Consider the following 26,375-nt stretch of genomic DNA (forward strand, 5'->3'; position numbering starts at 1 on the left):
TTGATTTTTAATGAGATAATTATAACTTATTCAAAGTAAATATTTTTAAATACTTTGAGGTTTAAATGAAAAAACTTCTTCTGTTTTTAATCCTTGTGATTATTTCTAATAACTTTTTAGCACAGAAAAAATTGCCGATCAACAAAACAGAAACTGTTAATAAAAAATCTGTAATTAGTCACTTTTCAAAATTCAATGTAAATAATGTTTCCTCATTTTTTTATAATGACGGAAATACGGATTTCGATGGGACGTTCGGAAATTCCGGATTTGAATATCCGAAAGGAACAAATAAAACTGCGATATTTGAATCAGGATTAGTTTGGGGAGCAAAAATTGACGAAGAAGTTCGTGTCGGAGGTTCAACTTATTCGCAAGGTTTAGTTGGCGGAAAAGTTTTTGATAACGGAACAGTTCAAAATCCAAATGATGAAAGCGTTAGAGTTTACCGAGTGAGAAAATATTATAAAACTATTTCCTTATCTTCTGAATTTGAGGATGAACAAAAACCTATTGATGAAATTCGTGCCCAATATGAAAAAGACTGGAACGAATGGCCGGCAGAATTTGGAGCTCCGTTTGACGATAAAAATAATAACGGAATTTACGAATCTGAAATTGATATTCCCGGGGTTCCCGGAGCTGACCAAACTCTTTGGTACGTTGCAAATGATTTTGATACAGCTACTTGTAGAAGTCTTTATGGATCAGATCCAATGAAAATTGAAATGCAAGTAACAATTTGGGGATTTAATGCTCCCGGAGTTTTTAAGGATGTATTTTTTAAGAAATATAAATTGATAAATAAAAGTGATAAAGAATTTAAAGAAATGTATATATCTCAATGGGCCGATATAGATTTAGGATATGCTGGAGATGATTTAGTTGGATTTGATACATTGCTTAATTTAATGTATTCTTATAACGGGGATGATTATGATGAAGTTTATGGGGCAAATTCTCCAGCTATTGGATTCCAATTTTTACAGGGACCAATTATTGAAGAAGCCGGAAGTGTTGCATATTTTGATGGACAATTAAAACCGGGTTTTAAGAATTTAAATATTAGCAGTTCCTTCTTTTTTATAGGTGGAAGTCCAACTTATCACGATCCATGGTTGGGAGATTATACAGGTAGTCTCACAATGTATAATGTTATGAAAGCATTAATACCCACTTCAGGAATTCCTTTTGTTGATCCAACAACAAATAATTTTACAAAATTTACATTAGCTGGTAATCCGGTTACCGGTAAAGGCTGGATTGACGGAATGCTTCATCCTCCAGATGATAGAAGATCAATATTTACATGCGGACCATTTAATTTAGCTGCCGGAGAAACACAAGAAGTTGTAATGGCAGAATTTGCAAATACCGGTACTGATCGACTTAACTCAATTACTGCATTAAAAGAATATGCACAACATTTAAAAGATAATTACCCAAATTATAACATAAATAAAATGCAGGCAGAATTTGATGAATATGTTCCGGATATTGTATTTGTGAATTCTGATAACGAAGAACAGTTTAAGTTGGATATTATCTCGAACGAAACAATTGAAAATTATTCAAACAACGGATATAAATTCCAAGGATTTAGAATATTTGAACTAAATTATGAACAAGGCGCAGAATTTTTTGATAAACTGATTTACACGTTTGATATAAATGATAACATAACATTAATAAATAATGAAGCAAATGATTCAATAATAATTAGAGGTACAAATTCGGGAATTCCAGATAATTTTTATATTGATAAAGATTATTATTACGATATGAATTTGCTTATTGGGAAAAATTATTATTACGGAATTTCATCATATTTTTACAATGAAACTGACAATAAAGTAATTGAGACTTCTTATAAAGTTGCGAGCAAAATATTTAAACCGGATGAATATGGTTTTAAATATTTAGATGTTCTTCATGGAAAACAAACAAATGGCAACTCAAATGTAAGTGCGGAAATTGAAATTATTGATCCGACCCAAATTACCGGAAATATTTATGAAATTAAATTTGGAACTCAAGATTATTACATGGATGAAAGTGGAGAATGGAAAAAAGTTGATTCATTAAATAAAACACTTGGCAAACCAAATGATTTAACCGGTTCTACAATAATTCCACAGCCTTCTGTTTATGCGGAAAGCGGAACACTAAACTTATATTTTATTTTAAATTTAGTTGCTGTTGATTATGATTATTCAGATGGGGTAAGCATTACATTCCCTTCTAATGTAAAAATTAATTCTGCTTATAACGTAATTGGGAATAATCGTAATAGAGAAATAATACCAATTGTTGATGGTCAGAAAATAATTTGGGGTAATAAGGATATATCTGGAGATGGTGAGTTTAGAGGTGGTGAAATGTTTACCGTTAATATAGATTTTATTGATCCCACATTTTCTATAGATTATGAAATTTATGACGATGGCTGGTCAAAAAATTATGCTGAGTCTGGAGACTCAACATATTTTAATCTGGGAAATGGAATAGTTCACGCTTCCGGAACCGCAACATTAACCGGAGAGATTTTAAATCAGACAAAGACTGAAAAATATTGGTATTTATCAAATCAAACCCAAAATAAAATTGTTTTAGACTATGAAACTATTCTAAATGGTAAAGATATTAATACCGGAAAAGAGGCATCCTATGGGTATGAGCCAATTGTGGATGGCCTTAGAATAAAGGTTAACGGATCATTTGATAATCCAATAAATTTTGAAAATATTAAATTATATTCTCCAAGTGGTTTAAGTAGCTTAACAACTACATTTGGTGCAAATAATTATAGAATTGCGATATCAAATTATACAGTTTTTGGTGGTGTTATTTCAAGTTGGGCAATTGATAATTTTGGTGTAGGCACAAATGATATTAATATATTGAATCAAAATTATGAACTTAGGTTTACGGGAGTTTGGGATAGTACAGAAGTAAACGGACAAAAAATAATTTTCGTAAAAGAAGGAGGACAAATTGCAACTTGCTTTACAATGGTTTCAACAGCAGCTTTAGCAGATCATCCATTAAATCCAAATCCGGGAGTTGCCGAACCATTTTTAATTAGAATTCCTTTCGAAGTTTGGAATGTTGAAGATCCAAATAATCCCTATCAAGTAAACTTAACATATAGAGATAGAATGAGAGATGGTACTCAGAATCCTTTTTATTCATGGAATTTATCAAATAGAATGTATGGAATAATTGTTAATTCTCCGTATAATCCAAATCAAGTTATTAAAGTAGATAATGGACCGGATCAGTACAATGAATTAGCAACCTGGGTTTTAGTATTTACCGGAACAAATTATCATTTAGGTGATGTTGTAACAATTGAATATGATAATCCAATTCAATTAACAGATGTTTATACTTTTAACACAGATTTTCTTTCAGATATTTCAGATGATGAAAAAATTCCAAATAAATTTGAATTAAGTCAGAATTATCCTAATCCATTTAATCCAACTACAAATATAAATTTTTCAATACCTAAAGAAGGAAAGGTAAAAATTTCAATTTATAATATTCTTGGACAAAAAATTAGTGATTTGGTAAATCAAAGTATGAAAGCGGGAAAATACGAAACAACATTTAACGGTTCAAATTTAGCAAGCGGTATTTACATATATAGAATTGAAGCGGCTAATTTTGTGCAATCTAAAAAGATGATGTTATTGAAATAGATTTCTATTAATCTGTAGAGACGTAATATGTTACGTCTCTACATTCAGATAAAATTATTTTCTGTAGGCTATCATTCCACCCAAAACATTTTTAGCTTTGTAACCTTTTGCTTGTAACATTTTTGTTGCAAATACAGATCTGTTTCCTGAGCGACAAATTACGGCAATATTATTGTTTTTATATTTTTCTAATTTATTAATTTCTTGATCTAAAACTTGAACGGGAATATTTATAACACCATCAATTTGCCCAAGTTCACTTGTTAATTCTTGCGGAGTTCTGCAATCTAAAATTACTAATGATTTATCAGTTTTCATTTTTTCTTTTAGTTCAGAAACCGTTAAATTAAAATCATCTTTATTTTCATTGCTTTGGCAGCTAACTGTTGCGGAGGAAATCATAAGTAATAATAAACCCATAGTTAGTAATTCTTTCATTAATTATTCCTTTATTTTTTATTCTATTTTATTTTCAAGTTCTGCAATGTTTGAAATTGAAGATTTTAAAATATCACCTCTTTCTACTTTACTTACGCCTTCCGGCGTTCCGGTGTAAATCAAATCTCCCGGTTCCAAAGTCATTCTTTCGGAAATATATTTTACAATTTCACTTGGCGAAAAAATCATTTTATTTACTTTTGAATTTTGCTGAAGTTTTCCGTTTATAAATAATTGAATATTTTCATCACCGATTAAAGTATAATCTTCAGAAGAAATAAAATCTGAAATTACTGCGCATGTATCAAAACTTTTTGCTAATGTCCACGGAGTACCTTCTTTTCTAAATTCATTTTGAAGATCGCGCAAAGTCATATCTAATCCAACTCCGTAACCAATAATAGAATTTTCTGCTTCTTCTAAATTTGCATTCTTAACTTCTTTTCCAATAAGCAAAACTAATTCGACTTCATGATGTAATTCATTAGAATATTCGGGATGAACTATTGAATCTCCATCATAAATTAATGTTGATGGCGGCTTTAAAAATATTATTGGAAATTTTGGAATTTCATTCCCTAATTCTTTTGCGTGATCTGCGTAATTTCTTCCGACGCAAACAATTTTTCCAACAATAAATTCATTTCCGCTATTTCTTAGTTTTACTTTTTTCATAATTTTTCCGTTAAAGTAAGATTCATTTTTTGTTTGATGGATTCATTAAATTATAGATTCCCAATAAAGACATTCGGGAATGACAAGTTTATTTCTATTCCGAAAATAAATGCAATAATTGTTTTTCAAAAACTTAGTTTGCAAATCGTTTTAAATATTTCATCGCTAACAAAGCAAGAACGGCTGAAAAAATTAATATTCCGGTTAAAATTAAAAAATATTCGTGATGTGCAAAATCGCTGTAATATTTTCCTAATTGTCCGGAAAGATAACTGCCGATTGATGTTGCCAAATACCATCCGCCCATCATCAATCCTTGAATTTTAGGCGGAGCAACTTTTGAAACATAAGATAATCCCATCGGGGAAATTAAAATTTCCGACATAGTAACAACAAGATAAGTTGATATTAACCAAGCCGGGGACATAATATTTGAATCACTGTTTCCGCCTTCCAAAGATGCCCAAACCATTACCAGCATTGAAATTCCCATTATCATCATTCCAATAAAAATTTTTACCGGTGTGCTTGGTTCTTTTCCAACTTTATTAAGTTTTGCAAAATATGTGAGCAATAATGGAGTTAAAACTAAAATGAAAAACGGATTAAAAAATTGATAAGTTTCGGGTCTAAGTAAATCATAAATTTTTGTTGATCTTTCTGCAAATAAAGTTAATGCAAATCCGTTTTGATAAAATGCCATCCAAAAGAAAATTACAATTGAGAATAACATTCCCAATGCAATTACACGTGATTTTGTTTCATCTGAAGAGATTTCTTGATGTACAATTTTACTTTCTGTCTTTTGAGATTGTTTAACATCGGCGGTGAGTAATTTGTCTTTTCCCAAATAAAATGTAATAATTGAAATTAACATTCCAATTGCTGCAGCCCAAAACGACATTCTATAATCGTTAAATAAATATCCCAATAAAGTTGCGGCTAATGGTGCAACAGTTGCACCAACGTTAACTCCCATATAGAAAATATTAAATCCCGCATCTTTTAAATGAACTTTTTCTTTATATAAATTTCCAACCAAAACTGCCATATTAACTTTAAAAATTCCGGTTCCAAATGCGACAAGAAATAAACCAATATAAAATGAAACTAACTGTTCAGCGGAAGAAAGCGCTAACGAAACATATCCGGAAAACATAAATATTGATCCGGTAAAAACTGTGTTAATTTGTCCTAAAATTTTATCACCCAAATAACCGCCTAGAAGTGGAATAAAATAAACCAATCCCAAAAACGCACCGTAATGATCTCCCTTTACAGTATCGCTCCAGCCAAATTCATTATCCATATACAAAACTAAAATTGCCATTAATATATAAAAGCCAAAACGTTCCCACATTTCAGTTGTGAACATTACCATAATTCCTTTTGGGTGATCTTTAAGCATATCGTTCCTTTTGTTTTAAATATGGAATTGAATTTCTTTTGTTAATTTCTAAAAGTAATTTAGTTTTGCATTTATTCTCAATTTATACATTTATAATATTAAAAATATTTTTAAACCCAAAAGTTTAAAATTGTAAATCAAAATTTACTTAGAAAATTTTAGGAGTAATTGTGAAGCACAAATTATTTGCGATTTTTCTGTTTATCACTTTTTCAATCAGTATTTCTCAAACTATTAATGAAAGTAAATTAACCCTTGAAAGAATTTTTCAATCCAGAGATTTTGCTTCTGGCAGATTGGGGGAAATTGAATGGTTTGAAAATGGTGATAGCTATACAATGCTTGAATTGATTGGTCGAAATCAACGAATTGTTAAGTATGATGTTGAAACCGGAGATACAAATGTAATTGTTACAAGTGAAAAATTAATTCCACAAAATTCAACCAAACCATTAAGAATTGAAAGTTATTCATTTTCTGATGATTTAAAATCTCTTTTAATATTTACAAATTCGCAAAGAGTTTGGAGAACTAATACTCGTGGAGATTATTGGGTATTGAATTTAAAAAACTGGAATTTGAAAAAATTAGGAGGAAATGCAAAACCATCATCATTAATGTTTGCAACTTTTTCTCCGGATAAAAAATCAATTGCCTATGTAAGTGAAAACAATCTTTTTGTTGAAAATTTAAATGATGGAAAAATAGTTCAACTAACAAATGATGGCTCTGCTACTATTATAAATGGAACTTTTGATTGGGTTTATGAAGAAGAACTTAGCTTACAAAATGGATTTAGATGGAGTCCGGATAGCAAACAAATTGCTTATTGGCAGTTGGATGCTTCAGGCATTGGTAATTTTAATATGATAAATAATACGGATTCAATTTACTCTCAGATTATTCCGGTGCAATATCCAAAAGCTGGTACGCAAAATTCAGCATGCAAAGTTGGAGTTGTTGATATTTCAAATCAGAAAACGAAATGGATTAATATTCCCGGCGATCCGAGAAATAATTACATTGCTAGAATGGATTGGGCAGAATCTTCTTCGGAATTATTAATTCAACAATTAAATAGACTGCAAAATCATAATTATATTTATTTAGCAAATTCTAAAACCGGTGAAGCAAAGCATATATATACGGAGATTGATGAAAATGCTTGGGTGGAAGTTGTTGATGATATCAAATGGTTTGATAATGGAAAATATTTTACTTGGCTCAGCGATAAAAACGGATGGAATCAAATTTATTTAATCTCAAGAGATGGAAAAGATGTAAAAAATATCACAAATGAAAATTTTGACGTAATTGAAATTTCCGGAATTGATCAAAAAAATAATTTTGTTTACTACACTGCATCTCCGGATAATCCGACTCAAAAATATCTTTACAAAAAATCAATTTTCGGAAATGAAAAATCTGAATTAATTACACCAATTGAAAATAGCGGAACAAACACATACAATATTTCCCCGAATTATAAATGGGCAATTCATAATTACTCAACTATCAATGATCCGGGAAAAACGGAAATAATTAATTTACCTCTCCATAAAATTATAAGAATTTTACAAAACAATGATGCAGTAAGAACTAATTTAGAAAAGTTAGAAATTAGTCCGGTAGAATTTTTTACTGTTGAAATTGATAACACATATTCATTAGATGCATTTAAAATACTTCCTCCAAATTTTGATGAAAATAAAAAATATCCAGTTTTGTTTTATGTATATGGCGAGCCAGGTTCTCAAACTGTTTTGGATAGATGGAGCAGAAGTTTTCTTTGGCATCAAATGTTAGCACAAAACGGATTTATAATTATCAGTATTGATAATAGAGGAACACCTTCACCAAAAGGAAAAGATTTCAGAAAATGTATTTATAAAAATATTGGAGTTATTTCTTCTTTCGATCAAGCTGAAGCTGCTAAACAAATATTAAATTGGAAATTTGTTGATAAAGAAAAAATTGGTATTTGGGGATGGAGCGGCGGCGGATCAATGACATTAAATATGCTCTTTAGATATCCCGAAATTTATAAATTTGGAGTTTCTGTTGCACCAGTTACTGATCTTAAACTTTATGATACAATTTATGAAGAAAGGTATATGGGTTTGCCATCTACCAATGCTGAAGCATACAAAAACGGTTCACCAATAACATTTGCAAATCAGTTGAAAGGAAAATTATTATTAATTCACGGAACCGGAGATGATAATGTTCATTATCAAAATAGTGAAATGTTGATAAACGAATTAATAAAACATAGTAAGCAATTTACATTTTTACCTTATCCAAATAGATCGCATGGAATTTATGAAGGCGAGAATACAACAATGCATCTATACAATGCAATGACGAATTTTATTTTGGATATTAAATAATTTGTAAATGAAATTGAATTTTATTCAAAGATGCGATTTTTAAAAGATCGCATTTTTGTAAATATTTCTAAAAACATATATTACGTTTTTTGAATTTTCTTTTTTGCAGCCGGAAATAAAATATTATTTAAAATTAATCTATATCCCGGTGAATTTTTATAAAGACTTAATTCTGTTTGTGGATCATTAACGGCATGGCGATAATCTTCGGGATCGTGACCGCCGTAAAAAGTAAAAGTTCCTCTTCCAAATTTTCCATGAATGTATCTTACTTGATCTGTGTTTGCTCTTTCACCTAAAATTGTTACGGAATTTTTTATAAATCTTTTATGAAACATTGTTGTTTGTCCCATAAAACCATTTATTACATTTACATGATTTTGTGTTAACATTGTTGGAATTGGATCAAACTTTGCACTGAATTCAAATAAAGTAAAATAATCATTTCGTTCATTTCCTATTTCTATAATATCAACATCAATATCACTGTATTCATAAATCATGGGATTCATTTCTAATTTAAAATTTTCAAAAGCTAAAGTATTGTTAAAATCCAATTTACTTTGTGCATTTTGATCCGGTGCATCACCATCATACATCTTATCAACTATATCAACATTTTCTGCGGCAAGTGCAATATCATAACTATCGGTTGCGGAACACATTGCAAATAAAAATCCGCCTTGGCCAATATAATTTTTTATTGTTTTTACTACGTCTTTTTCCATTTCCGAAACTTTTTTATAACCTAATTTTTTTGCTTCATTTTCATAAATTTGCTGATTTTCTTGATACCATCTTGCACCGGAATAACTAGAATAAAACTTTCCAAATTGACCGGTAAAATCTTCATGATGAAGATGAAGCCAATCATAGTTTTCCAATTTTCCGGATAGAATTTCTTCTATCCAAATTTTATCATATTTAACTTCTGCATATTCCAGAGCTAAAGTTACAGCGTCATCCCAAGGTTGAAATCCTGGTGGAACATAAACAGCAATTTCCGGAGCTTTCTCCAAACGTACAACATCCATATTTTGATCATCACTTTGTACAAAGGAATAAATTTCAACAACAGAAGAATTATCTAAAATTTGATGAGTAACATTTCTAATTTGACACTCAAGAACTACATTTTCTGAATAATCAATTACAAAAGATCCACCTTTGTAATTCAGCAGCCAATCTGCTTTTAGATTTTTCTTCAAAGCATTAAAAGTAATTCCATAAGCTTTAAGATGATCTGTTTGGGTTAAATCCATTGGAATAAATAATTTGGACTGTGCATAAATTAAACAAGATATAAATTGAAATATTAATAAGAATATTTTCATTGAATTCGAATAAAATTGTTTGAACAATTATACATTTATTTTTAACAAAAGTTTGTTTAAAATAAAAAATCCAGTCTCATTTAAGAAACTGGATTAATTTAAAGTTTTAATTTAATTAATTATTCGAACCACGAAACTATTTCATAGGTTTCTGTTGCGGGAAAATATGGCGGAGTTGTTGTTTCAAATCTTTTATCAAATTTAATTACTTGACGATATCCAGCACCGTTTGTGTAACCGGTTGTTTGAGCTTCGTTTTCTATTAACCCGCCAAGAATTTTCATTGTTCCCATATTTGGTTTACTTGGACTAATACCCTCAACTGTAATTCCTCCATCATAATTAAATAAAGAAGCATGAATATTAATATTATTTCTATTAGCGGTATTATCCTTTACTACAACTTGTTTTTCTGCAACTACTCCTAACATATCTGCACAATCCGGATTTGTAATAGTGTAACCTGGATTTGCAGGATCACTAATAAGTGGAGAATCTCTATAAACTATATCGTCTTCTAAATATACATATCCATAACTTGAACTACTTTTTCCGGTACCAACCGTATATTTACCATTAACTGTACCAGATAAATATAAATTTCCTTTTGTATTCCAAATAACACCGTTTGGTGCAAGAGTGTCTAATTTTGCGGTAACTGGTGTACTCCATGTTGAAGTTCCGGTAACTCTTGTACTGTATTCCACAGTTCCAATTGAACTTCCGTCATCGGAAAAAACTAATCTAACATCTAAAGCGTTACCTCCTGCATCTTGAAAAACTTTACCGTCATAATTTCCTGCATCTTTTATTTTTGTGGTGTTTAATGTAAATGGCACATCAACCGGAGATTCATATCCACCTAAAAATTCGGGATCAGCGGGTCCATAACCATAAACATTACCTATAGATGAAATTCCGCCTTTTGTTGTAACTTTTCCCATAAAAACTGGTGAACCCAATGTTAATAATTTTCCTTGAGTATGAAATGGTCCGTCAACTGTATCGCCGGTTACCAAATATCCCCCACTTGGCCATTTGTTTGTATAATATCCAAATTTTGAAAAACTACTTGGCTCCAAAATAATTTTTACTAAGGATGTATCTTCCTTAATTTCACTGTCATAAATTCCGGTTAAATATCCGGTAGATGTAATTTTAATTTTATCAACTGCAAATTTTGTAACATTTATATCAATATATCCACCTTGAAAAGGTAATTTAGTAAAACTGCCCGTCCAAGTTGGATCTTTAAAGATAATATTTGCAGCCATATTTGCACCGCTAGCAGCAATATTTTGAAGATTTGTTCTTGAATAATATTCGGATAAATTTTCAACTGCACGAGTTGTTGTATTAGATGAATTAAAATTTACAACAGAAAACATCAAACTAAATGCTATTACAACTAATAATATTGCTTTTCCGCCCATTTTATCTCCTTTATCTAATACTTAATCCTGGTGCCGATAATCTAATTTGTCGCCAAAATGCACTCTTATCTTTTGAATAAACATCTTCATCTGCGGCATCTCCGTATGATGCGGTATTTTCAACTGTAACATCAATTTGTAAAGTTATTATCCCAAGAGGTGGCGCACTTGGCATTGTGTGAATTTCTTCGCCGTCATCATCAAAATATTTTAAATTAAATTGAGTTAAACCTAAGTTTGCCGCTAACGGAGTTTCACTATTTACTTGTCTATACAAAATTCTGTCTTTAGGATTTGGTGTTCCGGCAACTTCTGAATCTGTTGGTGAACCAACCCAATATTTTAAAATATCTACATTTCCATCGCCAGTTTGAACATCTTCATCTATTGCTACATCAGTTTTAAATGATATGCTTGTATCAGTTGCTTCAATAATTGCAGTTGCAGGATTTGGAATTTTATCGTAATCTTCGCAATATCCTATTTTTCTAAAATCATGTTCCAGCAATTCTATAATAGAAAGAAGATTGCTTTGAACTATCATTTCTCCGCTATTTAAATAGCTATTTTCAACTGTTGAATCATTCATTCTAAATAAGATTAGTAGAATTAAACCTCCAACCAACGATGATCCAAGTATGTCAATTAATGTACTAAATCCCATTTTAACCTCTATCTGAAGTAAAAGTGACTATTAATTTTTGATAATTTTACCGTATCTTGTCCTTCATTTAAAAACGGACTTGTAACAGAAACTTCAATTCTTTTATGATAAGTTCTATTATTTACATAATCTAAAGAAACATTTGGATCTACATAAAATACTCGACAATTAATGTTGAAATCCGCAGAAATAATTGTCGAATCACTTTTTGTATTTTCCGAATAATAGTTATAATCGTCAAAATCGTCAAAATCTTTACGATTTAATTCTCCACTTTCATGACCTAAAGAAAGAGTTAACTCATCTTCATCATTAACAATATTATTGTTAGCAGTTTCTTCATCAAAAGCTTTGCTAAAAGCTTCGTGAATTACTGCATTTCCCAAAGAAACTGCAAGAATTTCATATTTGGTTTGATCCATATTTTGTGTATTTGTTAATGAATTTCTATTAACATTTATAATTACAATTGATAATAAAATCATTGCAGCAATAGAAATTAACATCTGACCGGTATTCATAAAATTCTCAAGTTTTGAACATCTTGAAGTTCAATTACTATGCCAGTTCAACAAAATTTAAAATCTGGTTATTTGAGTTGTAAATAAATGATTTTAGAAATTGCATTAATTTGATCCCCCAAAAATGATAATGGACGTATTATCTTTTTACATAATTTTGCTGATTTTGATCTATATCACAAATGAAATTTTTTGAGATTATCGGAAATAATAATGACTTATTATTTTTGAAAGTGTAATATTTTCTGTTCCTTCTTCAAAATATGGACTGCTAACCGTTACAGTAATTCTTTTATGCCAAGTATTGTAGTTTACAGAATCTAAAGAAACAAACGGATCGACGTATTTTACAGTGCAAGAAATATTCATTGTTGCATAATCGTAAGTTGAATCTGCATCGGTTGTTTCTTCAAATTTATGGAAATCATCAAAATCATCAAACTGTTTCCTTAAAGTTTCACCAGCATCTGCTTTTAATGTTGTAGATAATTCAGATACATTTGTTACAAGATTATTATCAGTAGTTTTTTCATCAAAAGATTTACTAGATGCTTCTTCAATAATTGTATTAGCTAATGAAACGGCAAGTATCTTATATTTTGTTTCAGTTATAGATAATGTTGTTGTCAACGAATTTCTGTTAACATTCAAAATTGTGGTAGAAAGTAAAGCCATTGCGGCAATTGATATTAAAGTTTGTCCGGTATTCACATCAAAGAAAAATTAATTTCAAAATTTTACTTTATTATCGGAATTTGTTTGAAAAATTAAAGATTTGTATTTAAATAAAATGAAATGAATAATGCTAAAAAATTTATATGAAGTTATTATATTTGTTTAATAAATAATGGGAATTTTCTAAATAATGGATCCAATAAATATAATAGTTGCAATAAACCTTTTTGTTTCAATGAGCGCAAATATGGCAGCTGCAAAAAAAGGAATGAAATCAAAACTTTCAAATGTTGTTGAGCGACCCAAAACTTATCTTCAAAAATTTCCGCCAAATATTTCGGCATTAATTTTGGTTTTATCAATTGCAGCGGTTTTTAATTTAGGAACTTTTAGTGAAGAAATTAAATCAGAAAATTATATTTACAGAATTATTGGTTTAGTATTTTTCATAGCTTTCTCATGGATACAAGTAGGAAGTTTCAAATCTTTAGGCGAATTTTACGCGCAAGATATATTAATTTTTAAAAATCATAATTTAATTACAAAAGGATTTTACAAATACATAAGACATCCGCAATATTTAAGTCAAATTTTAAGCGATTTAGGAGTTGCAATTGCATTAATGGGATACATCATAATTCCGTTGGTAATTTTAGTTGAGCTTCCATTATTTGTTTTGCGGGCAATGTTTGAAGAAAAATTACTTGCGAAACATTTTAAAGAAAAATTTGTAAACTATAAGAAAAATTCCGGATTTATAATTCCTTTTATAGGTTAAAGTGATATTAAGAAAAGTAAATATTTTAATAATCTTTTTACTATTTCAGTTTTGTGGATTTGCTGCAGCATCGGATCTTTCCATAAAAATAGGAAAATTTGAAAGAAAAATTACTTCTTACGAAATTAGAGGAATTGAATATGTTTCCTCTAAAGCAATAGCAGAAGCATTTTCGGCAAATTTCTTTTATAATGAATCACATCAAAAATTTGAAATAAAATTTAAAGACTACAAATTAAAATTTACCATAAATAATCAATTTGTAATTTTAACTTCAAAAAAGAGCAACCAGCATCAAGTATTTCAAATGCCAGTTTCCGCAAGAAAAGAAAATTCCGAAATTGTAATTCCAATAAAATATGCCTTAAAATATTTGGGATTAGGCTCGGGAATGGATTTGGTTTATAATGAAAACCAAAATTTAATTACAGTAAAAAGTGAAAATATTGATACAAAAAATTTAGTTAATTGGAATGAAAATCTAATTGATGTAACAAATGTAAAGTATGATATTTATTCTGCAAAAGTTGAAAACAAAGCCAATGGAACATTATTAAGATTGGGGACAAAACGGCCAATAAGAGAGCCGGCAAGTTCTGTAAAAGATAATAAACTATATTTGTTTTTCTCAAACATTACTGTTGATAATAGCCTTGCAAGTACTTTTAAATCCACCGGATTAATTAACGATTTGCAGATAAAATATGTAAATGGAAATCCTCAAATTGAATTAGAATTAAAAGATGGTTTTGATAATTATGAAGTTTTTTATGATGAAGAAATAAACGAAGTTTTGGTTTCGCTTCACAATAAATATTTGAAAACAGAAAACATAAATTTAAATTCCGATGAAATTAAAAAATGGCAGTTTGATGTAGTTGTTATTGATCCGGGTCATGGCGGCAAAGATCCCGGCGCAATTGGTATCAATGGACTTAAAGAAAAAGATGTAAATTTAGCAATTGCAAAAGAGCTTGGTAATTTAATCAAAAAAAATATGCCGGAAGTTAAAGTTGTTTACACAAGAAGTAATGATCAATTTGTTGAACTTTACAAACGCGGAAAAATTGCAAATGAAAACAAAGGAAATTTATTCATCTCAATTCATTGCAATTCAACTCCTAAAAAACCAACAAATGCAAGTGGAATAGAAGTTTATTTGTTAAGACCAGGAAGAACTAAAGAAGCTATAGATATTGCTGAATTTGAAAATAGTGTAATAAGTTTAGAAGAAGATCAAAATAGATATCAAAAACTTACGGATGAAAATTTTATTTTAGTAAGTATGGCACATGCTTCAAATATGAGATACTCAGAATCATTTGCGGATATGCTTGATACCGAATGGAAAAATCAAATCAAAATTCCAGCAAGAGGAATTAAACAAGCGGGATTTTATGTGCTTGTTGGTGCTTCAATGCCAAGTGTACTAATTGAAACCGGATTTATATCAAATAAAAATGATGCGAAATATTTAGGAAGTAAATCGGGACAAAAAGAAATTGCGTCATCAATTTTTGATGCAGTATTTAAGTATAAAAAATATTATGAAAATTCAATTATCAATGAAATAAAAAAATAGGTAAATAAATGACGAATGCTCAAAAATGGGTTGTAATATTTTTAGTAATTTTTGTTGTCTTACTATTTCTTTCCAAAATAACTTCCGGAAGTTAAAAATTAAGAATTAATTACTGCTACATTTTTTGCAGTGTCAAAAAATATTGCAGTTGTTTATAAGCCAAATTTCAACTTTTAATATAATTATTTTTTTTACGTCAATATTTCTTTCACCAATTTAATTTTAAATTACAAATTGTACCAAACTCAAATAATTTGAAAATATTTAAAAATCATATCTTTTATGTGATTTAAGTCAAACCTTTTATTGCTGGCATTATTGCTGAATAATTAACCTCGTGTTTTTAGATAATGAGGATCAAAATGTCAGCAATACTTAAAAATAGATTTTCAAAATTAGTACTTCTTATTTCATTTTTCATTTTTTCAAATTTAACAGCTCAATCAATTTACAAAATGAGTTTGGAGAATTATAGAATAGATGGAGATAGTAGTGTAAGTGCGGATGTATATATAGAGAATGTAGGCGAATCATTCGAGTTAACAAGCTATCAATGTGCATTAAGTATAAATCAGAGTTTGGATTTATCAAGCCTAAGATTGAAATATGTTGAAGGAAGTTCAGAGTTGGTAAACGTACCTAATCTGTATGTAGGAATAGAAAATATAGACGGAGTGTCTGAACTCACCTTTGTGTCATTTATCGGTAATGATATAATCTCAAAGAAAACCATGGTAGGAAGATTTATACTAGAGGGAAAAATAGATCTAAGCAAAGTAAACTTACTAGGAATAAAGTGGGATTTTGAAGGTACAGTAAGTACAATAATAACTGGAAAGAACTTCGAGAATATCACAAACCCGGAAAGCCATGTAAGTATATTTTCTTTGTTAGGCGGAAATGAAGAAGAGGAAGAAGAAACAAAAGAAATAGAAAAGATAAACATCATAGGATCGGAAGCATCGGCAATAAGCGGAGAAAAGTTTACGGATAAAATGCTGTATGATGGAATAAGCCCGGAGAGTAATGGAGGAGAATATAGTTCGTCATCAGATGGAAGATGGGCAGTGGAAGGATTTCCGCAATGGGTTACATTGGATTTGGGCGAAGAGAAAGAAGTAGAAACAATAAAGATAAGTGGATATGGATCAGATGAAGGGATAACCTATGATTGTGAATTTTACAGAGGAGAATACAGTAATAAGGAACTAATAAAGAAAGAAACAACAGAAAGCGGAAGTTACTGGTCGGAACATGAATTAGGAAGTGTAAAGACAAGATACATAACAATAGTAGTAACGGGAAGTGAGGGAAACAGCTGGTGTGATATATGGGAGATGGAAGTATATGGAGTAGATGGAACATCAGAAGTTGGAGAAGAAGAAGTAATACCGGAAGAATATGGAATAAGTCAGAATTACCCGAATCCGTTTAACCCGAGTACAAAAGTGCAAGTGAAGATGAAAGAAACGGGAAATGCAAGACTTGATGTATACAATATATTGGGAGAAAGAGTATTATCTGTATTGGATGCAGAACTAAGTGCCGGAATACATGAAATCAATATTGATGGATCTAATCTTGCCAGTGGTACTTACATATATCAACTAAATATTGATGGTAACTTTTCCCAAATTAAAAAAATGAATCTGATTAAGTAATTGTTAAAAATATGGCAGCCGATGACTCCTTAAATAAAATCGACTGCCAAAATTATTTAATCAACTGACTTTAAAAATTTTACAAGATATTCTTTATAACTTGAATTAGGATAAGAATTAATTAAATTTGTTAATTCATCAATTGAAATAAAATTTTTCTTAAATGCAATTTCTTCAATACATGCAACTTTTAAACCTTGTCTATCTTCAATAACACCAAAAAAATTAGATGCTTGTAAAAGTGCTTCGGGCGTTCCTGTATCAAGCCAAGCAACACCTCTGCCAATTTTAACTACATCTAATTCCGAGTTTTCCAAATAAACTTTATTTACATCGGTAATTTCTAATTCACCCCTTTGCGAAGGTTTAAGATTTTTTGAAATATTTACAACTTTATTATCATAAACGTACAAACCTGGAATTGCATAATCTGATTTAGGTAGTTTGGGTTTTTCTTCAATGGAAATTGCTTTACCGTTTTTATCAAATTCAATTATTCCGTATCTTTCCGGATCATTAACTTGATATGCAAATATTGTGCTACCGGATTTGTGATTTTCAATCGCTTTATAGAAAAAATCTAGTTTTCCGTAAAATATATTATCACCTAAAATTAATGTTACACTGTCATTGCCTATAAATTCATCACCGATTATAAAAGACTCAGCAATTCCGTTTGGCGCATTTTGCACTGCATAACTAATATTCATTCCAATAAAATTTCCATTATCAAACAATTTTTGATAATGTGGAATTGTATTTGCATCGGAAATGATTAAAATATCTTTAATTCCGCCAAGCATTAAAATTGAAAGCGGATAATAAATTAACGGCTTATCATATAATAAAGCTAATTGTTTGCTATAAACTTTTGTTATTGGAAACAAACGAGTTCCGGCACCGCCGGCAAGAATTATTCCTTTCATAATTTCCCTAATTTATTACTGTTAAAACTTTAGAAATTAATAATTTATTATTTTTATCGTTAATGTCTATTTTATAATCTCCAGTATCAGTAAAATTTAATTTGAAAAATGTTACTGACCAGTGCGATGTAACCCTAAATTTTTTTGTAGAGATTAATTCTTGATATTCTGATGAACCTTCTTTTCTTTTCCAAATTTTTACAATAATTCTATCAGAATTAAAAGGAGAATAATTATTTATAAATGCATAAACTTCACCGCCGCGTTCTGATATTGATAATTGGGAAATTGGATTCATCGGTCTATCATTCACAATCATATCGCAAAAAACAAATTGCGAACTCCCTAAATCTTTGGCTAAAATACTTTCAATTTCACTTATAACTTCTAATTTAAGCGATGCAATTTTTTTCTCTGAAGAATTTAAAAAATAAATTTCATAAGTTCCGGCTTCAACAAAAACATAATTTGCTACAGCCCAAAATTTATCTTTATCAAGATTTATAATTTTGCTATCAAATGGAACGTATTTCCCATCATTTAATTTGTCAATAAATAAATACAAAACATGTGAGTTGAAATTTTTTTCATTATCGATAAGAATATTTACGGGTTTTCCGTAAGATTTGGTTTCCAATCTATTAATAATACCAATCGGACTTCCATTTTCTGTATATTTTTCGCAAACATACATATTCTGCGAAAATAATTTAAATGATAAAAAAAGCATTACAATTATTACTTCAAGAAAAATTCTCATTTTTTCTACTTTTAAAACTTATGTGTAATTAAAATACTTATTTTAATTAAAAATTTAAACTTGTTGAATTGACAAATAAATTTAATAATAACAATATTTTTATCATGTTATATTTTTTTTAAATTGTAAATATCGTTTAATAACATTTCTAAAAATTCTAAAATAAGGAAAAAATATGTTGGAATGGATGATGAATCCCGAAGCTTGGATTGCATTGTTAACTTTAACAGCTTTAGAGATTGTTTTGGGAATTGATAATATTATTTTCATCTCAATTTTGGTTGGAAAATTACCAAATGCCGAAAGAAACAAAGCCAGAACAATAGGTTTAGCTTTAGCAATGATAACCCGAATTTTATTGCTTCTTTCAATAACTTGGGTTATGAGTTTAACAAAAACACTTTTTACAATTACTGAATATGATATTTCCGGGAGAGATTTAATTTTAGTTATCGGAGGATTATTTCTGCTTGCAAAAAGTACTCACGAAATTCATAACAGTTTAGAAGGAACAGAAGAACATCATAAAAATAATGCAGTTTCAAGTTTTGTAAGTGTAATTATACAAATTGCAATTTTGGATATTGTTTTTTCTTTAGATTCTGTAATAACTGCGGTAGGATTGGCAAAAGATATTGAAGTTATGATTTTAGCAATAATAATTGCGGTAATAATAATGATGGTTTCTGCAAAATCAATTGGTGATTTTGTGGATTCTCATCCAACAATTAAAATGTTGGCTTTAAGTTTTCTAATACTTGTTGGAGTTTCTCTTGTTGGAGAAGGATTGGATTTTCATATTCCCAAAGGATATATTTATTTCTCAATGGCATTTTCTGTAGGCGTAGAAATGTTGAATTTGAAGATGAAGAAAAATTCCGAAAAGAAATTAAAATTATTGAAAAATATTAATGTTTAATTACTGTTAAATAAATTTAAAATTAAAAACCCTCAGAAATTTGAGGGTTTTTGTTTTAAGTCAATTTCTTACTGATTATAATTTTACACCTTTAACTGTGTTGATAATTTCTGCAGCAACTTTATATGGATCTGCATTAGAGGCTGGTCTTCTATCTTCCAACCAACCTTTATAACCGGATTCAACTGTTCCAATTGGAATTCTAATTGAAGCACCTCGATCGGAAACACCATAACTAAATTTATCAATTGATTGAGTTTCATGTTTTCCGGTTAATCGTAAATGATTATCTGCACCATAAACAGCAATATGTCTTTCAATTGCTTCTTGAGTTCCAAAAGCTTCACAAATTTTAGCATATGTTTCTTTACTTCCGCAAGTTCTTAAAGTGGAGTTAGAAAAATTTGTATGCATTCCGGAACCATTCCAATCACCCTGTACTGGTTTTGGATCTAAGTTAATTCTAATATTATGAGCTTCACCAATTCTTTCCATTAAATATCTTGCGGCCCAAAGTTGATCTCCGGCTTCTTTAGCTCCTTTTGCAAATATTTGGTATTCCCATTGACCTTTCATAACTTCTGCATTAATACCTTCGATGTTAATTCCAGCAGAAATACAAAGATCAACATGTTCTTCAACAATATCACGACCCACATTATATTCGGCGCCAACTGAACAATAGAAAGGACCTTGAGGCGGAGGATAATATCCAGGAGCCGGGAAACCATATGGTGTATGGTGATCTAAATCCCAAAGTACATATTCTTGTTCAAAACCGAACCAGAAATCATGATCATCATCATTGATTGTAGCTCTTCCATTTGTGGGATGAGGAGTTTTATCTGGATTTAAAACTTCTGCAATTACCAAATAAGCATTTGCTCTTGCTGGATCAACAAAAACACGAACCGGTTTTAATAATAAATCGGATGAACCTCCCGGAGCTTGCATTGTTGATGAACCATCGAAAGCCCAAATTGGTGCGCCTTCTGCAGTTCCATCAAAATTATCTACAATTTTGGTTTTGCTTCTCATTTTTTGTGTTGGTTGATATCCATCAAGCCAAATGTACTCTAACCTCGATTTAGCCATTTTTTCTCCAATTATATGTTAATTATTGTGGTTTCTTTTACTGTTGATAATACAAAACTTGTTACTGTTCTTACAACTCCGGGCCATGATTGAATTTGCGCAAGTAGTCTTTCTAAATCGTCAGTACCCTTTAAAATTACTTTCAATAAGTGTGAACCTTCGCCTAAAATTGCATGGCATTCTAAAATTTCTGGAGTTTGTGAAACGTGCTCTTCCAAATCATGAAATTTTTTAGAAGATTTCATATAAACTGTAATAAACGCCATCAAATCAAAACCAAATTGTTTTTTGTTTAATTTTGCATAATATCCTTCTATAATTCCTTTTTCTTCTAATTTTTTCAGTCTTTCACTTAATGATGGCAAAGATAAATTTACTTGCTCGGCAATTACGTTTCTTTTCGTTCTTCCTTCTCTTTGTAAAATATTTAAAATCTTAATGTCTATTGCATCCAACATAATTATACTAAATTTATTAGGTAAATTTGTTAATTTACTTGTAAAATTAAGTGAATGTTTTTAATAATGCAAATTATTTTTTGTATTTATTATTTTTTTAGGTGTTTTGTGATTATCAACAAATGATTTGTGCTCTCAATAATAATCCAAATTTGAACTGAAATCAAAAATTCTTTGATTTATCCGATAATTACATAACTATTAAATCAATTAATTATTTATGAATTCATTATTTGGAATTATTGGAATATTTGCAGTATTTATTATTGTTGCGGGAATTATCTATTTTTTGTTAAAAAAGAACATTTTCTCACAAAAATTATCAGAAGAAATTAACTCCGAAGAAAAAATTTCTGCAAATCAAAATGAAAAACTTAAAAGATTGAAATTAGATAATGAGAATTTAAATAAAGAAATAAAGTTTCTTGAAGAGAAAAATAGAAGATTACGATTAAAAATTGATCAACTCAAAAAAGTTATTTCACATCTTGAAGAACAAAAAAATCAATTGGAAAAAAATGAATCAAATTTGCAAGAATTAAGAATTAGAAAAGATGAAACTCTTGCAATGGTTGCGCATGATATTAAAAATCCCGCATCAGCAATTAAAAATTTTGTGGAATTGTTAGAATCTTATGATTTATCAGCTCAAGAGCAAAATGATATTCTATCTGGACTTGTAGAAATTTCTTCTCGAATTGTAAAACTTGCAGATGAATTTTCTCAAGTTGTTGCGGAAGAATTTGTTCCGATGCAAATAAATAAAGCAAAAACAAATTTTTATCAAACAATTGAAAGTGTGGTAAAAGTTAATAGAGTTAAAGCAAGCAAGAAAAATATTGAAATTCGCTTATATCAGCCCAAAGAAGAATTATTTGTAATTGCCGATGAAAATAAAATTAAAGAAGTTATTGATAATTATGTGGGAAATGCCGTAAAATATTGCCCGGAAAACAGCAAAGTTGAAATTGTGGTAAATAAAGAAAAGAATTTTGTTTCTTTTGAAGTTACCGATAACGGATTTGGATTAACCGAAGAAGAAATTTTACATGCTTTTGAAAAGGGAGCAAAATTAAGTAATAAACCAACCGGAAATGAAACCAGTTCCGGTTTAGGTTTGTGGATTGTTAAAAAAATTGTTGAAGAGCATAATGGAAAAGTTTGGGTAAAAAGTAAAAAAGGTTTTGGATCTACCTTCGCATTTTCAATTCCAGTCGAATAAAATTACAGTAAATTTTCTTAAAAAATTTATTATATTCTGAATTATAATCCGACAAGATATCTTTGAAATCAGATAAATATCACTTTTAACCTAATTTTTTGCGTTAAGATTAGATAAAAAAATTATTAAGTAAAGGGGAAAAATGAGAATTGTATTAAGCTTATTATTATCTGCATCAATGTTATTTTCACAAGGTGATAAAAAAGATCCATTTCAAGGAAGTTATACTTTGGGAAATTCATCAGAAATTGCAATTAGCTGGAATGTAAATCGATATAATGATTCAACAGTAACGCATAAAATTTTTAATTATTTGTCAAATTCGGGGCAGTATATTTTAGATTCAACAAACAGCGGAAATTTTGATGAAAATCTTTCTATCGGTGATAAAAAGAAACTCCAAAAAATAAGCGGAGATTTTGATGGAGATGGTTTGGATGAAATTATTACAGCATGGGAAAGTTCGGATTATTCAATAAATATTATAAGTTCAAAAATTAATAAAAATAATTTAGTATGGAATGATGTTAGTGAAATTAAACTTGATAAAATTCAATATCCGGTTTCGCCATTTAATAATTCAAGCAGATTTGAAATTGCAAAAGGAAATTTTGATCTAGATGCAGAACCCGAATTGGCTATTTGTTTTTGGAATGTTGATGCAAATCTTGAATTAAGAATTTACGATATTGATGAAAATTTAAACTTCTCACAAACTTCAGTTTTAGCCGATGAATATATGAATCCCAATATGTATAATTACACAATTCGGTTTGATTTTGCTTGCGGTGATTTTGACGGAGATTTAATTGATGAATTTGTTTTAGCCGGACATTTTGCCGAAGATAACGATAGTTGGTCAATTTTTACAAAAATTTATGATGTAGAAAATAATACAATAATTCCCAAAGTGAAAAAAAACGATTTCTATTCAAGTGATAATTTTTACAATTCAAATTATAAAATAAATAATTTTATTATTGAAACCGGCGATTTAACAAATAATACAATTGATGAATTTACACTCAATTTTGTTATAGCAAATAACGGAAGTTCACAAGCTGAAAATTATATTCTTCCCGCAAAAGTAACACTAAACTTAGATACAATTAATGTTGATTTAAATAATTTGTATAAAGTTTTTCAGACAAACGGAAACACAAATTTGGCAATCAGCATGCAGTTAGAAGATTTGAATAATGACGGCGCAGATGAAATTATTGTTGATGGAGATGGTAGAATAAATATTCTTCAAGCAGATACAACTCTTAATCTAACTTGGAAAACCGGAGAAAATTTTGGTTCCGAAACTCCGGTTAATAATAGAATGATAATTGCAGATTTGGATGCAAGCACAAACGATTCACTGTGGCATCCGGAAATAATTGTAGCTTTTACTAGAAGTGTGCAAACGGATAATTTTCCTAATTATACAACATTAAATATCACAATATTTGAACCAATTATAGATTCATCTGGTGATATTATAAATGTACAAAAAAGAGTAAGTTTTATTGCGGATTCTACTGTTGGATCAAATAGTCATATTTACTCAATTGCAGCCGGTGATTTTGACGGCGGAAGTATTCGTTTGGGAAAACCAAATTTTTATTCTGCGACAGACATCGTTCAGCCTCTTGTAATTCTTAATGCGCCGCCTGTTCATTTTGATATGCTTGATGGAAATAGCTTTGATATAAATAAAAATTTTAACGGACAAAATTCAAATTTCTATGCAAAATATTATACCTCAAGCGAAACCGATATTGAATTTGAAACAAAGATAAATAAAGCTTGGTCAGTAAGCGGTGAGGTTTCCGGAGGATTTAAAATTCCGGTTATTGGAATTGGAACGGAAATAAAAATTAAAAGCCAATATGGCAAAGGATTTTCTAAAAAGAAATTTACATCAAATACATATAAAGTAAGTCAGAATATAACAGCCAGCAGCGATGATTATATTTACGCAACAATAATTGATTATGATATTTGGGAATATCCGGTTTTAACAAATGATGAAATTCTAGGTTATGTTTTAGTTGTAGAACCCGGGCAACCGCAAAGATCGTGGTTCCCGAGCAAAAGTCCGCAAGCTGCAGATTATATTCCAAATCATGAAGTCGGAAATATTTTATCCTATAATAATATTGCGGCGCCAACCGAAAACGGAAGTTTGCAGCAAGTTCTAAAATGGAATACATCAGATCAAATTACATTGGATGGCTCGCCGGGATTTCAATATAATTGGGCATTAGAAAATGAAACCCAGACAATAGTTACAGCTTCAAATGAAGTAAACTTTAAAATTAGTGGAGAAGCAAGCTTTGATAATCCATTTAAATTTACACCTGATGTAAAAGTTAAAGGAAACTATTCCACCAAATCAATTTCAACTCGAACAAATAAAGTTAAATATAAAAAAGGTTTAGATGTTCATTTAGGACCAATAGATTTAGGGATAGGAGAAACATATTATTCCGTAACTCCTTATGCATATTGGGCAAAAAGCGGTGCGCTTGTTTTGGATTATGCAGTTGATCCAAGACCATCTGGAATAAGTGTTCCCGAAACATGGTGGCAGCAAAAATATAATGAAAAACCGGATATAGCATTAATCTTACCATGGAGATTGGATCCCGAAAAAGGATTTAGTATTACCGAAGATAAACGTCAACAAACGAAAGATATTATATTTAATCCCGAAAAACCTAAACCAGGAGAAGTAATAAATATTAAAACAAGAATTAGAAATTTTAGTTTGCTAAATACAAATTCAATTGTTGATGCAAAATTTTATGTTGGTGATCCCAATAACGGCGGAACATTAATAGAAAGTACGGATGGAAAAAATATTTTTTCTACAGATGATTATATTCCGGCAAGAAGTGAAAAAATAATAAGTTTTAATTGGCAAATTCCAAACGGAATTTCAACATTCCCAAGAATTTATGTTGAGTTAGATCCGGAAAATAAAATTGATGAAATTCACGAAAGTAATAATATTGGTTGGAAAGTATTGCAATTATTTGATGCAACCACGGATATAGAATTTGAAGAAAATTTGCCAATAGAATTTGAGTTAAGTCAGAATTATCCAAATCCGTTTAATCCAAGTACAACAATTAAATATTCATTACCAAATGTAGCCTCGAGCTTTAGCTCGAGCATAAAATTAATTGTTTACGATTTATTAGGAAGAGAAGTAAAAATATTGGTTAATGAAAAACAAAAACCCGGAAATTACGAAATTGAATTTGATGGAAGTAATTTATCAAGTGGAGTATATTTTTATAGATTGCAGACTGGAGATTATGTTAAAACAATGAAAATGATTATAATGAAATGATTAAGTAAAGTAGAGACACATTTCCATGCGTCTCTACGAAAATATTTATTTTTTGAGAACAGCAGTAACTTTTTTTGCGGCATCTTCCAAAGTTGTGGCAACTTCAAAAATTAATTTGGAATTTGCCAATAAAACTCCGGCTTCTTTTGCATTTGTACCTTCCAATCTAATTACAATCGGAACTTCCACTTTAATTTCTTTGGCTTCATTGATAACTAATTAAGTAATTATTCTTGACTCAGAATTATTAAAAAGAGAACATTAATTATAGAAATAATAACTAAATGTATATTAACTTAAATTCTAATTAGTAATACATACTGTAATTGCAATAACAACTTGGCATTTTATTTGTGCTTTAAAAATTCGTAAAATTTAAATTTCAA

At 29.6% G+C, this 26,375-nt stretch carries 21 protein-coding genes; 8 read left to right on the forward strand and 13 right to left on the reverse strand.

From position 1 onward, the window contains the following. Positions 1-65: 65 nt before the first annotated feature. Positions 66-3,704, forward strand: coding sequence for a T9SS type A sorting domain-containing protein (locus tag IPM32_06250; protein ID MBK8944861.1), 3,639 nt, complete (start codon positions 66-68; stop codon positions 3,702-3,704). Positions 3,705-3,758: 54 nt separating this feature from the next. Here IPM32_06250 and IPM32_06255 read toward each other — a convergent pair whose 3' ends face one another. From IPM32_06255 to IPM32_06265, 3 genes are all read right to left on the reverse strand, one after another. After that, complete coding sequence (locus tag IPM32_06255; protein MBK8944862.1) at positions 3,759-4,142, reverse strand: rhodanese-like domain-containing protein; 384 nt, start codon at positions 4,140-4,142, stop codon at positions 3,759-3,761. A gap of 18 nt (positions 4,143-4,160) precedes the next feature. Further along, positions 4,161-4,817, reverse strand: coding sequence for a fumarylacetoacetate hydrolase family protein (locus tag IPM32_06260; protein MBK8944863.1), 657 nt, complete (start codon positions 4,815-4,817; stop codon positions 4,161-4,163). Between the two features lie 133 nt (positions 4,818-4,950). Further along, entirely contained in the window at positions 4,951-6,225 is a 1,275-nt protein-coding gene (locus IPM32_06265; protein ID MBK8944864.1) for a peptide MFS transporter, read from the reverse strand. Positions 6,226-6,395: 170 nt separating this feature from the next. Here IPM32_06265 and IPM32_06270 point away from each other — a divergent pair, with 170 nt between their 5' ends. Further along, the gene (locus IPM32_06270) at positions 6,396-8,615 is read left to right on the forward strand and encodes a S9 family peptidase (protein MBK8944865.1); all 2,220 of its coding nucleotides are present in this window, start codon (positions 6,396-6,398) and stop codon (positions 8,613-8,615) included. Between the two features lie 80 nt (positions 8,616-8,695). Here the strand turns inward: IPM32_06270 and IPM32_06275 are convergent, their stop codons facing one another. The 5 genes from IPM32_06275 to IPM32_06295 form a co-directional block, all read right to left on the reverse strand. Beyond that, positions 8,696-9,949, reverse strand: a complete 1,254-nt coding sequence (locus IPM32_06275) for an asparagine synthetase B (protein ID MBK8944866.1) — start codon at positions 9,947-9,949, stop codon at positions 8,696-8,698. A gap of 119 nt (positions 9,950-10,068) precedes the next feature. Continuing rightward, entirely contained in the window at positions 10,069-11,382 is a 1,314-nt protein-coding gene (locus IPM32_06280; GenBank protein MBK8944867.1) for a hypothetical protein, read from the reverse strand. 10 nt (positions 11,383-11,392) lie between these two features. Next, positions 11,393-12,046 (reverse strand): hypothetical protein, encoded by a 654-nt coding sequence (locus IPM32_06285; GenBank protein ID MBK8944868.1) that lies wholly within the window; start codon positions 12,044-12,046, stop codon positions 11,393-11,395. An 8-nt stretch (positions 12,047-12,054) separates the two neighbouring features. Further along, on the reverse strand, positions 12,055-12,567 hold the full coding sequence (locus IPM32_06290) for a hypothetical protein (protein MBK8944869.1): 513 nt from the start codon (positions 12,565-12,567) through the stop codon (positions 12,055-12,057). Between the two features lie 198 nt (positions 12,568-12,765). After that, on the reverse strand, positions 12,766-13,278 hold the full coding sequence (locus tag IPM32_06295; GenBank protein MBK8944870.1) for a hypothetical protein: 513 nt from the start codon (positions 13,276-13,278) through the stop codon (positions 12,766-12,768). A 154-nt stretch (positions 13,279-13,432) separates the two neighbouring features. Between IPM32_06295 and IPM32_06300 the strand changes: the two genes are divergently transcribed. The 3 genes from IPM32_06300 to IPM32_06310 all read left to right on the forward strand — a co-directional run bounded on the left by IPM32_06300 (position 13,433) and on the right by IPM32_06310 (position 17,263). Continuing rightward, positions 13,433-14,020: an isoprenylcysteine carboxylmethyltransferase family protein gene (locus IPM32_06300; protein ID MBK8944871.1), complete on the forward strand. Its 588-nt coding sequence runs from the start codon at positions 13,433-13,435 to the stop codon at positions 14,018-14,020. Between the two features lies 1 nt (position 14,021). Further along, the gene (locus IPM32_06305; GenBank protein ID MBK8944872.1) at positions 14,022-15,602 is read left to right on the forward strand and encodes an N-acetylmuramoyl-L-alanine amidase; all 1,581 of its coding nucleotides are present in this window, start codon (positions 14,022-14,024) and stop codon (positions 15,600-15,602) included. A 362-nt stretch (positions 15,603-15,964) separates the two neighbouring features. Beyond that, positions 15,965-17,263, forward strand: a complete 1,299-nt coding sequence (locus IPM32_06310; protein ID MBK8944873.1) for a T9SS type A sorting domain-containing protein — start codon at positions 15,965-15,967, stop codon at positions 17,261-17,263. A 56-nt stretch (positions 17,264-17,319) separates the two neighbouring features. Here the strand turns inward: IPM32_06310 and rfbA are convergent, their stop codons facing one another. Then, positions 17,320-18,189, reverse strand: coding sequence for a glucose-1-phosphate thymidylyltransferase RfbA (rfbA, locus tag IPM32_06315; protein ID MBK8944874.1), 870 nt, complete (start codon positions 18,187-18,189; stop codon positions 17,320-17,322). A gap of 7 nt (positions 18,190-18,196) precedes the next feature. After that, positions 18,197-18,949 carry a hypothetical protein gene (locus tag IPM32_06320; protein ID MBK8944875.1) on the reverse strand — a complete coding sequence of 251 codons (753 nt, stop codon included), beginning with the start codon at positions 18,947-18,949 and terminating at the stop codon, positions 18,197-18,199. A 175-nt stretch (positions 18,950-19,124) separates the two neighbouring features. Here IPM32_06320 and IPM32_06325 point away from each other — a divergent pair, with 175 nt between their 5' ends. Further along, complete coding sequence (locus IPM32_06325) at positions 19,125-19,868, forward strand: TerC family protein (GenBank protein MBK8944876.1); 744 nt, start codon at positions 19,125-19,127, stop codon at positions 19,866-19,868. 75 nt (positions 19,869-19,943) lie between these two features. On the opposite strand, the gene IPM32_06330 is transcribed toward IPM32_06325, so the two are convergent. After that, positions 19,944-20,963, reverse strand: a complete 1,020-nt coding sequence (locus tag IPM32_06330; protein MBK8944877.1) for a glutamine synthetase beta-grasp domain-containing protein — start codon at positions 20,961-20,963, stop codon at positions 19,944-19,946. Positions 20,964-20,974: 11 nt separating this feature from the next. Continuing rightward, complete coding sequence (locus IPM32_06335) at positions 20,975-21,421, reverse strand: Lrp/AsnC family transcriptional regulator (GenBank protein ID MBK8944878.1); 447 nt, start codon at positions 21,419-21,421, stop codon at positions 20,975-20,977. Between the two features lie 220 nt (positions 21,422-21,641). On the opposite strand from IPM32_06335, the gene IPM32_06340 reads away from it, so the two are divergent. Together IPM32_06340 and IPM32_06345 are read left to right on the forward strand one after the other, a co-directional pair. Continuing rightward, complete coding sequence (locus IPM32_06340; protein MBK8944879.1) at positions 21,642-22,643, forward strand: GHKL domain-containing protein; 1,002 nt, start codon at positions 21,642-21,644, stop codon at positions 22,641-22,643. Positions 22,644-24,315: 1,672 nt separating this feature from the next. Next, positions 24,316-25,989 carry a T9SS type A sorting domain-containing protein gene (locus IPM32_06345; protein ID MBK8944880.1) on the forward strand — a complete coding sequence of 558 codons (1,674 nt, stop codon included), beginning with the start codon at positions 24,316-24,318 and terminating at the stop codon, positions 25,987-25,989. A 45-nt stretch (positions 25,990-26,034) separates the two neighbouring features. On the opposite strand, the gene IPM32_06350 is transcribed toward IPM32_06345, so the two are convergent. Next, complete coding sequence (locus IPM32_06350) at positions 26,035-26,178, reverse strand: hypothetical protein (protein ID MBK8944881.1); 144 nt, start codon at positions 26,176-26,178, stop codon at positions 26,035-26,037. Positions 26,179-26,375: the final 197 nt, after the last annotated feature.

Source organism: Ignavibacteriota bacterium (assembly GCA_016716225.1).
GTDB lineage: Bacteria > Bacteroidota > Ignavibacteria > Ignavibacteriales > Melioribacteraceae.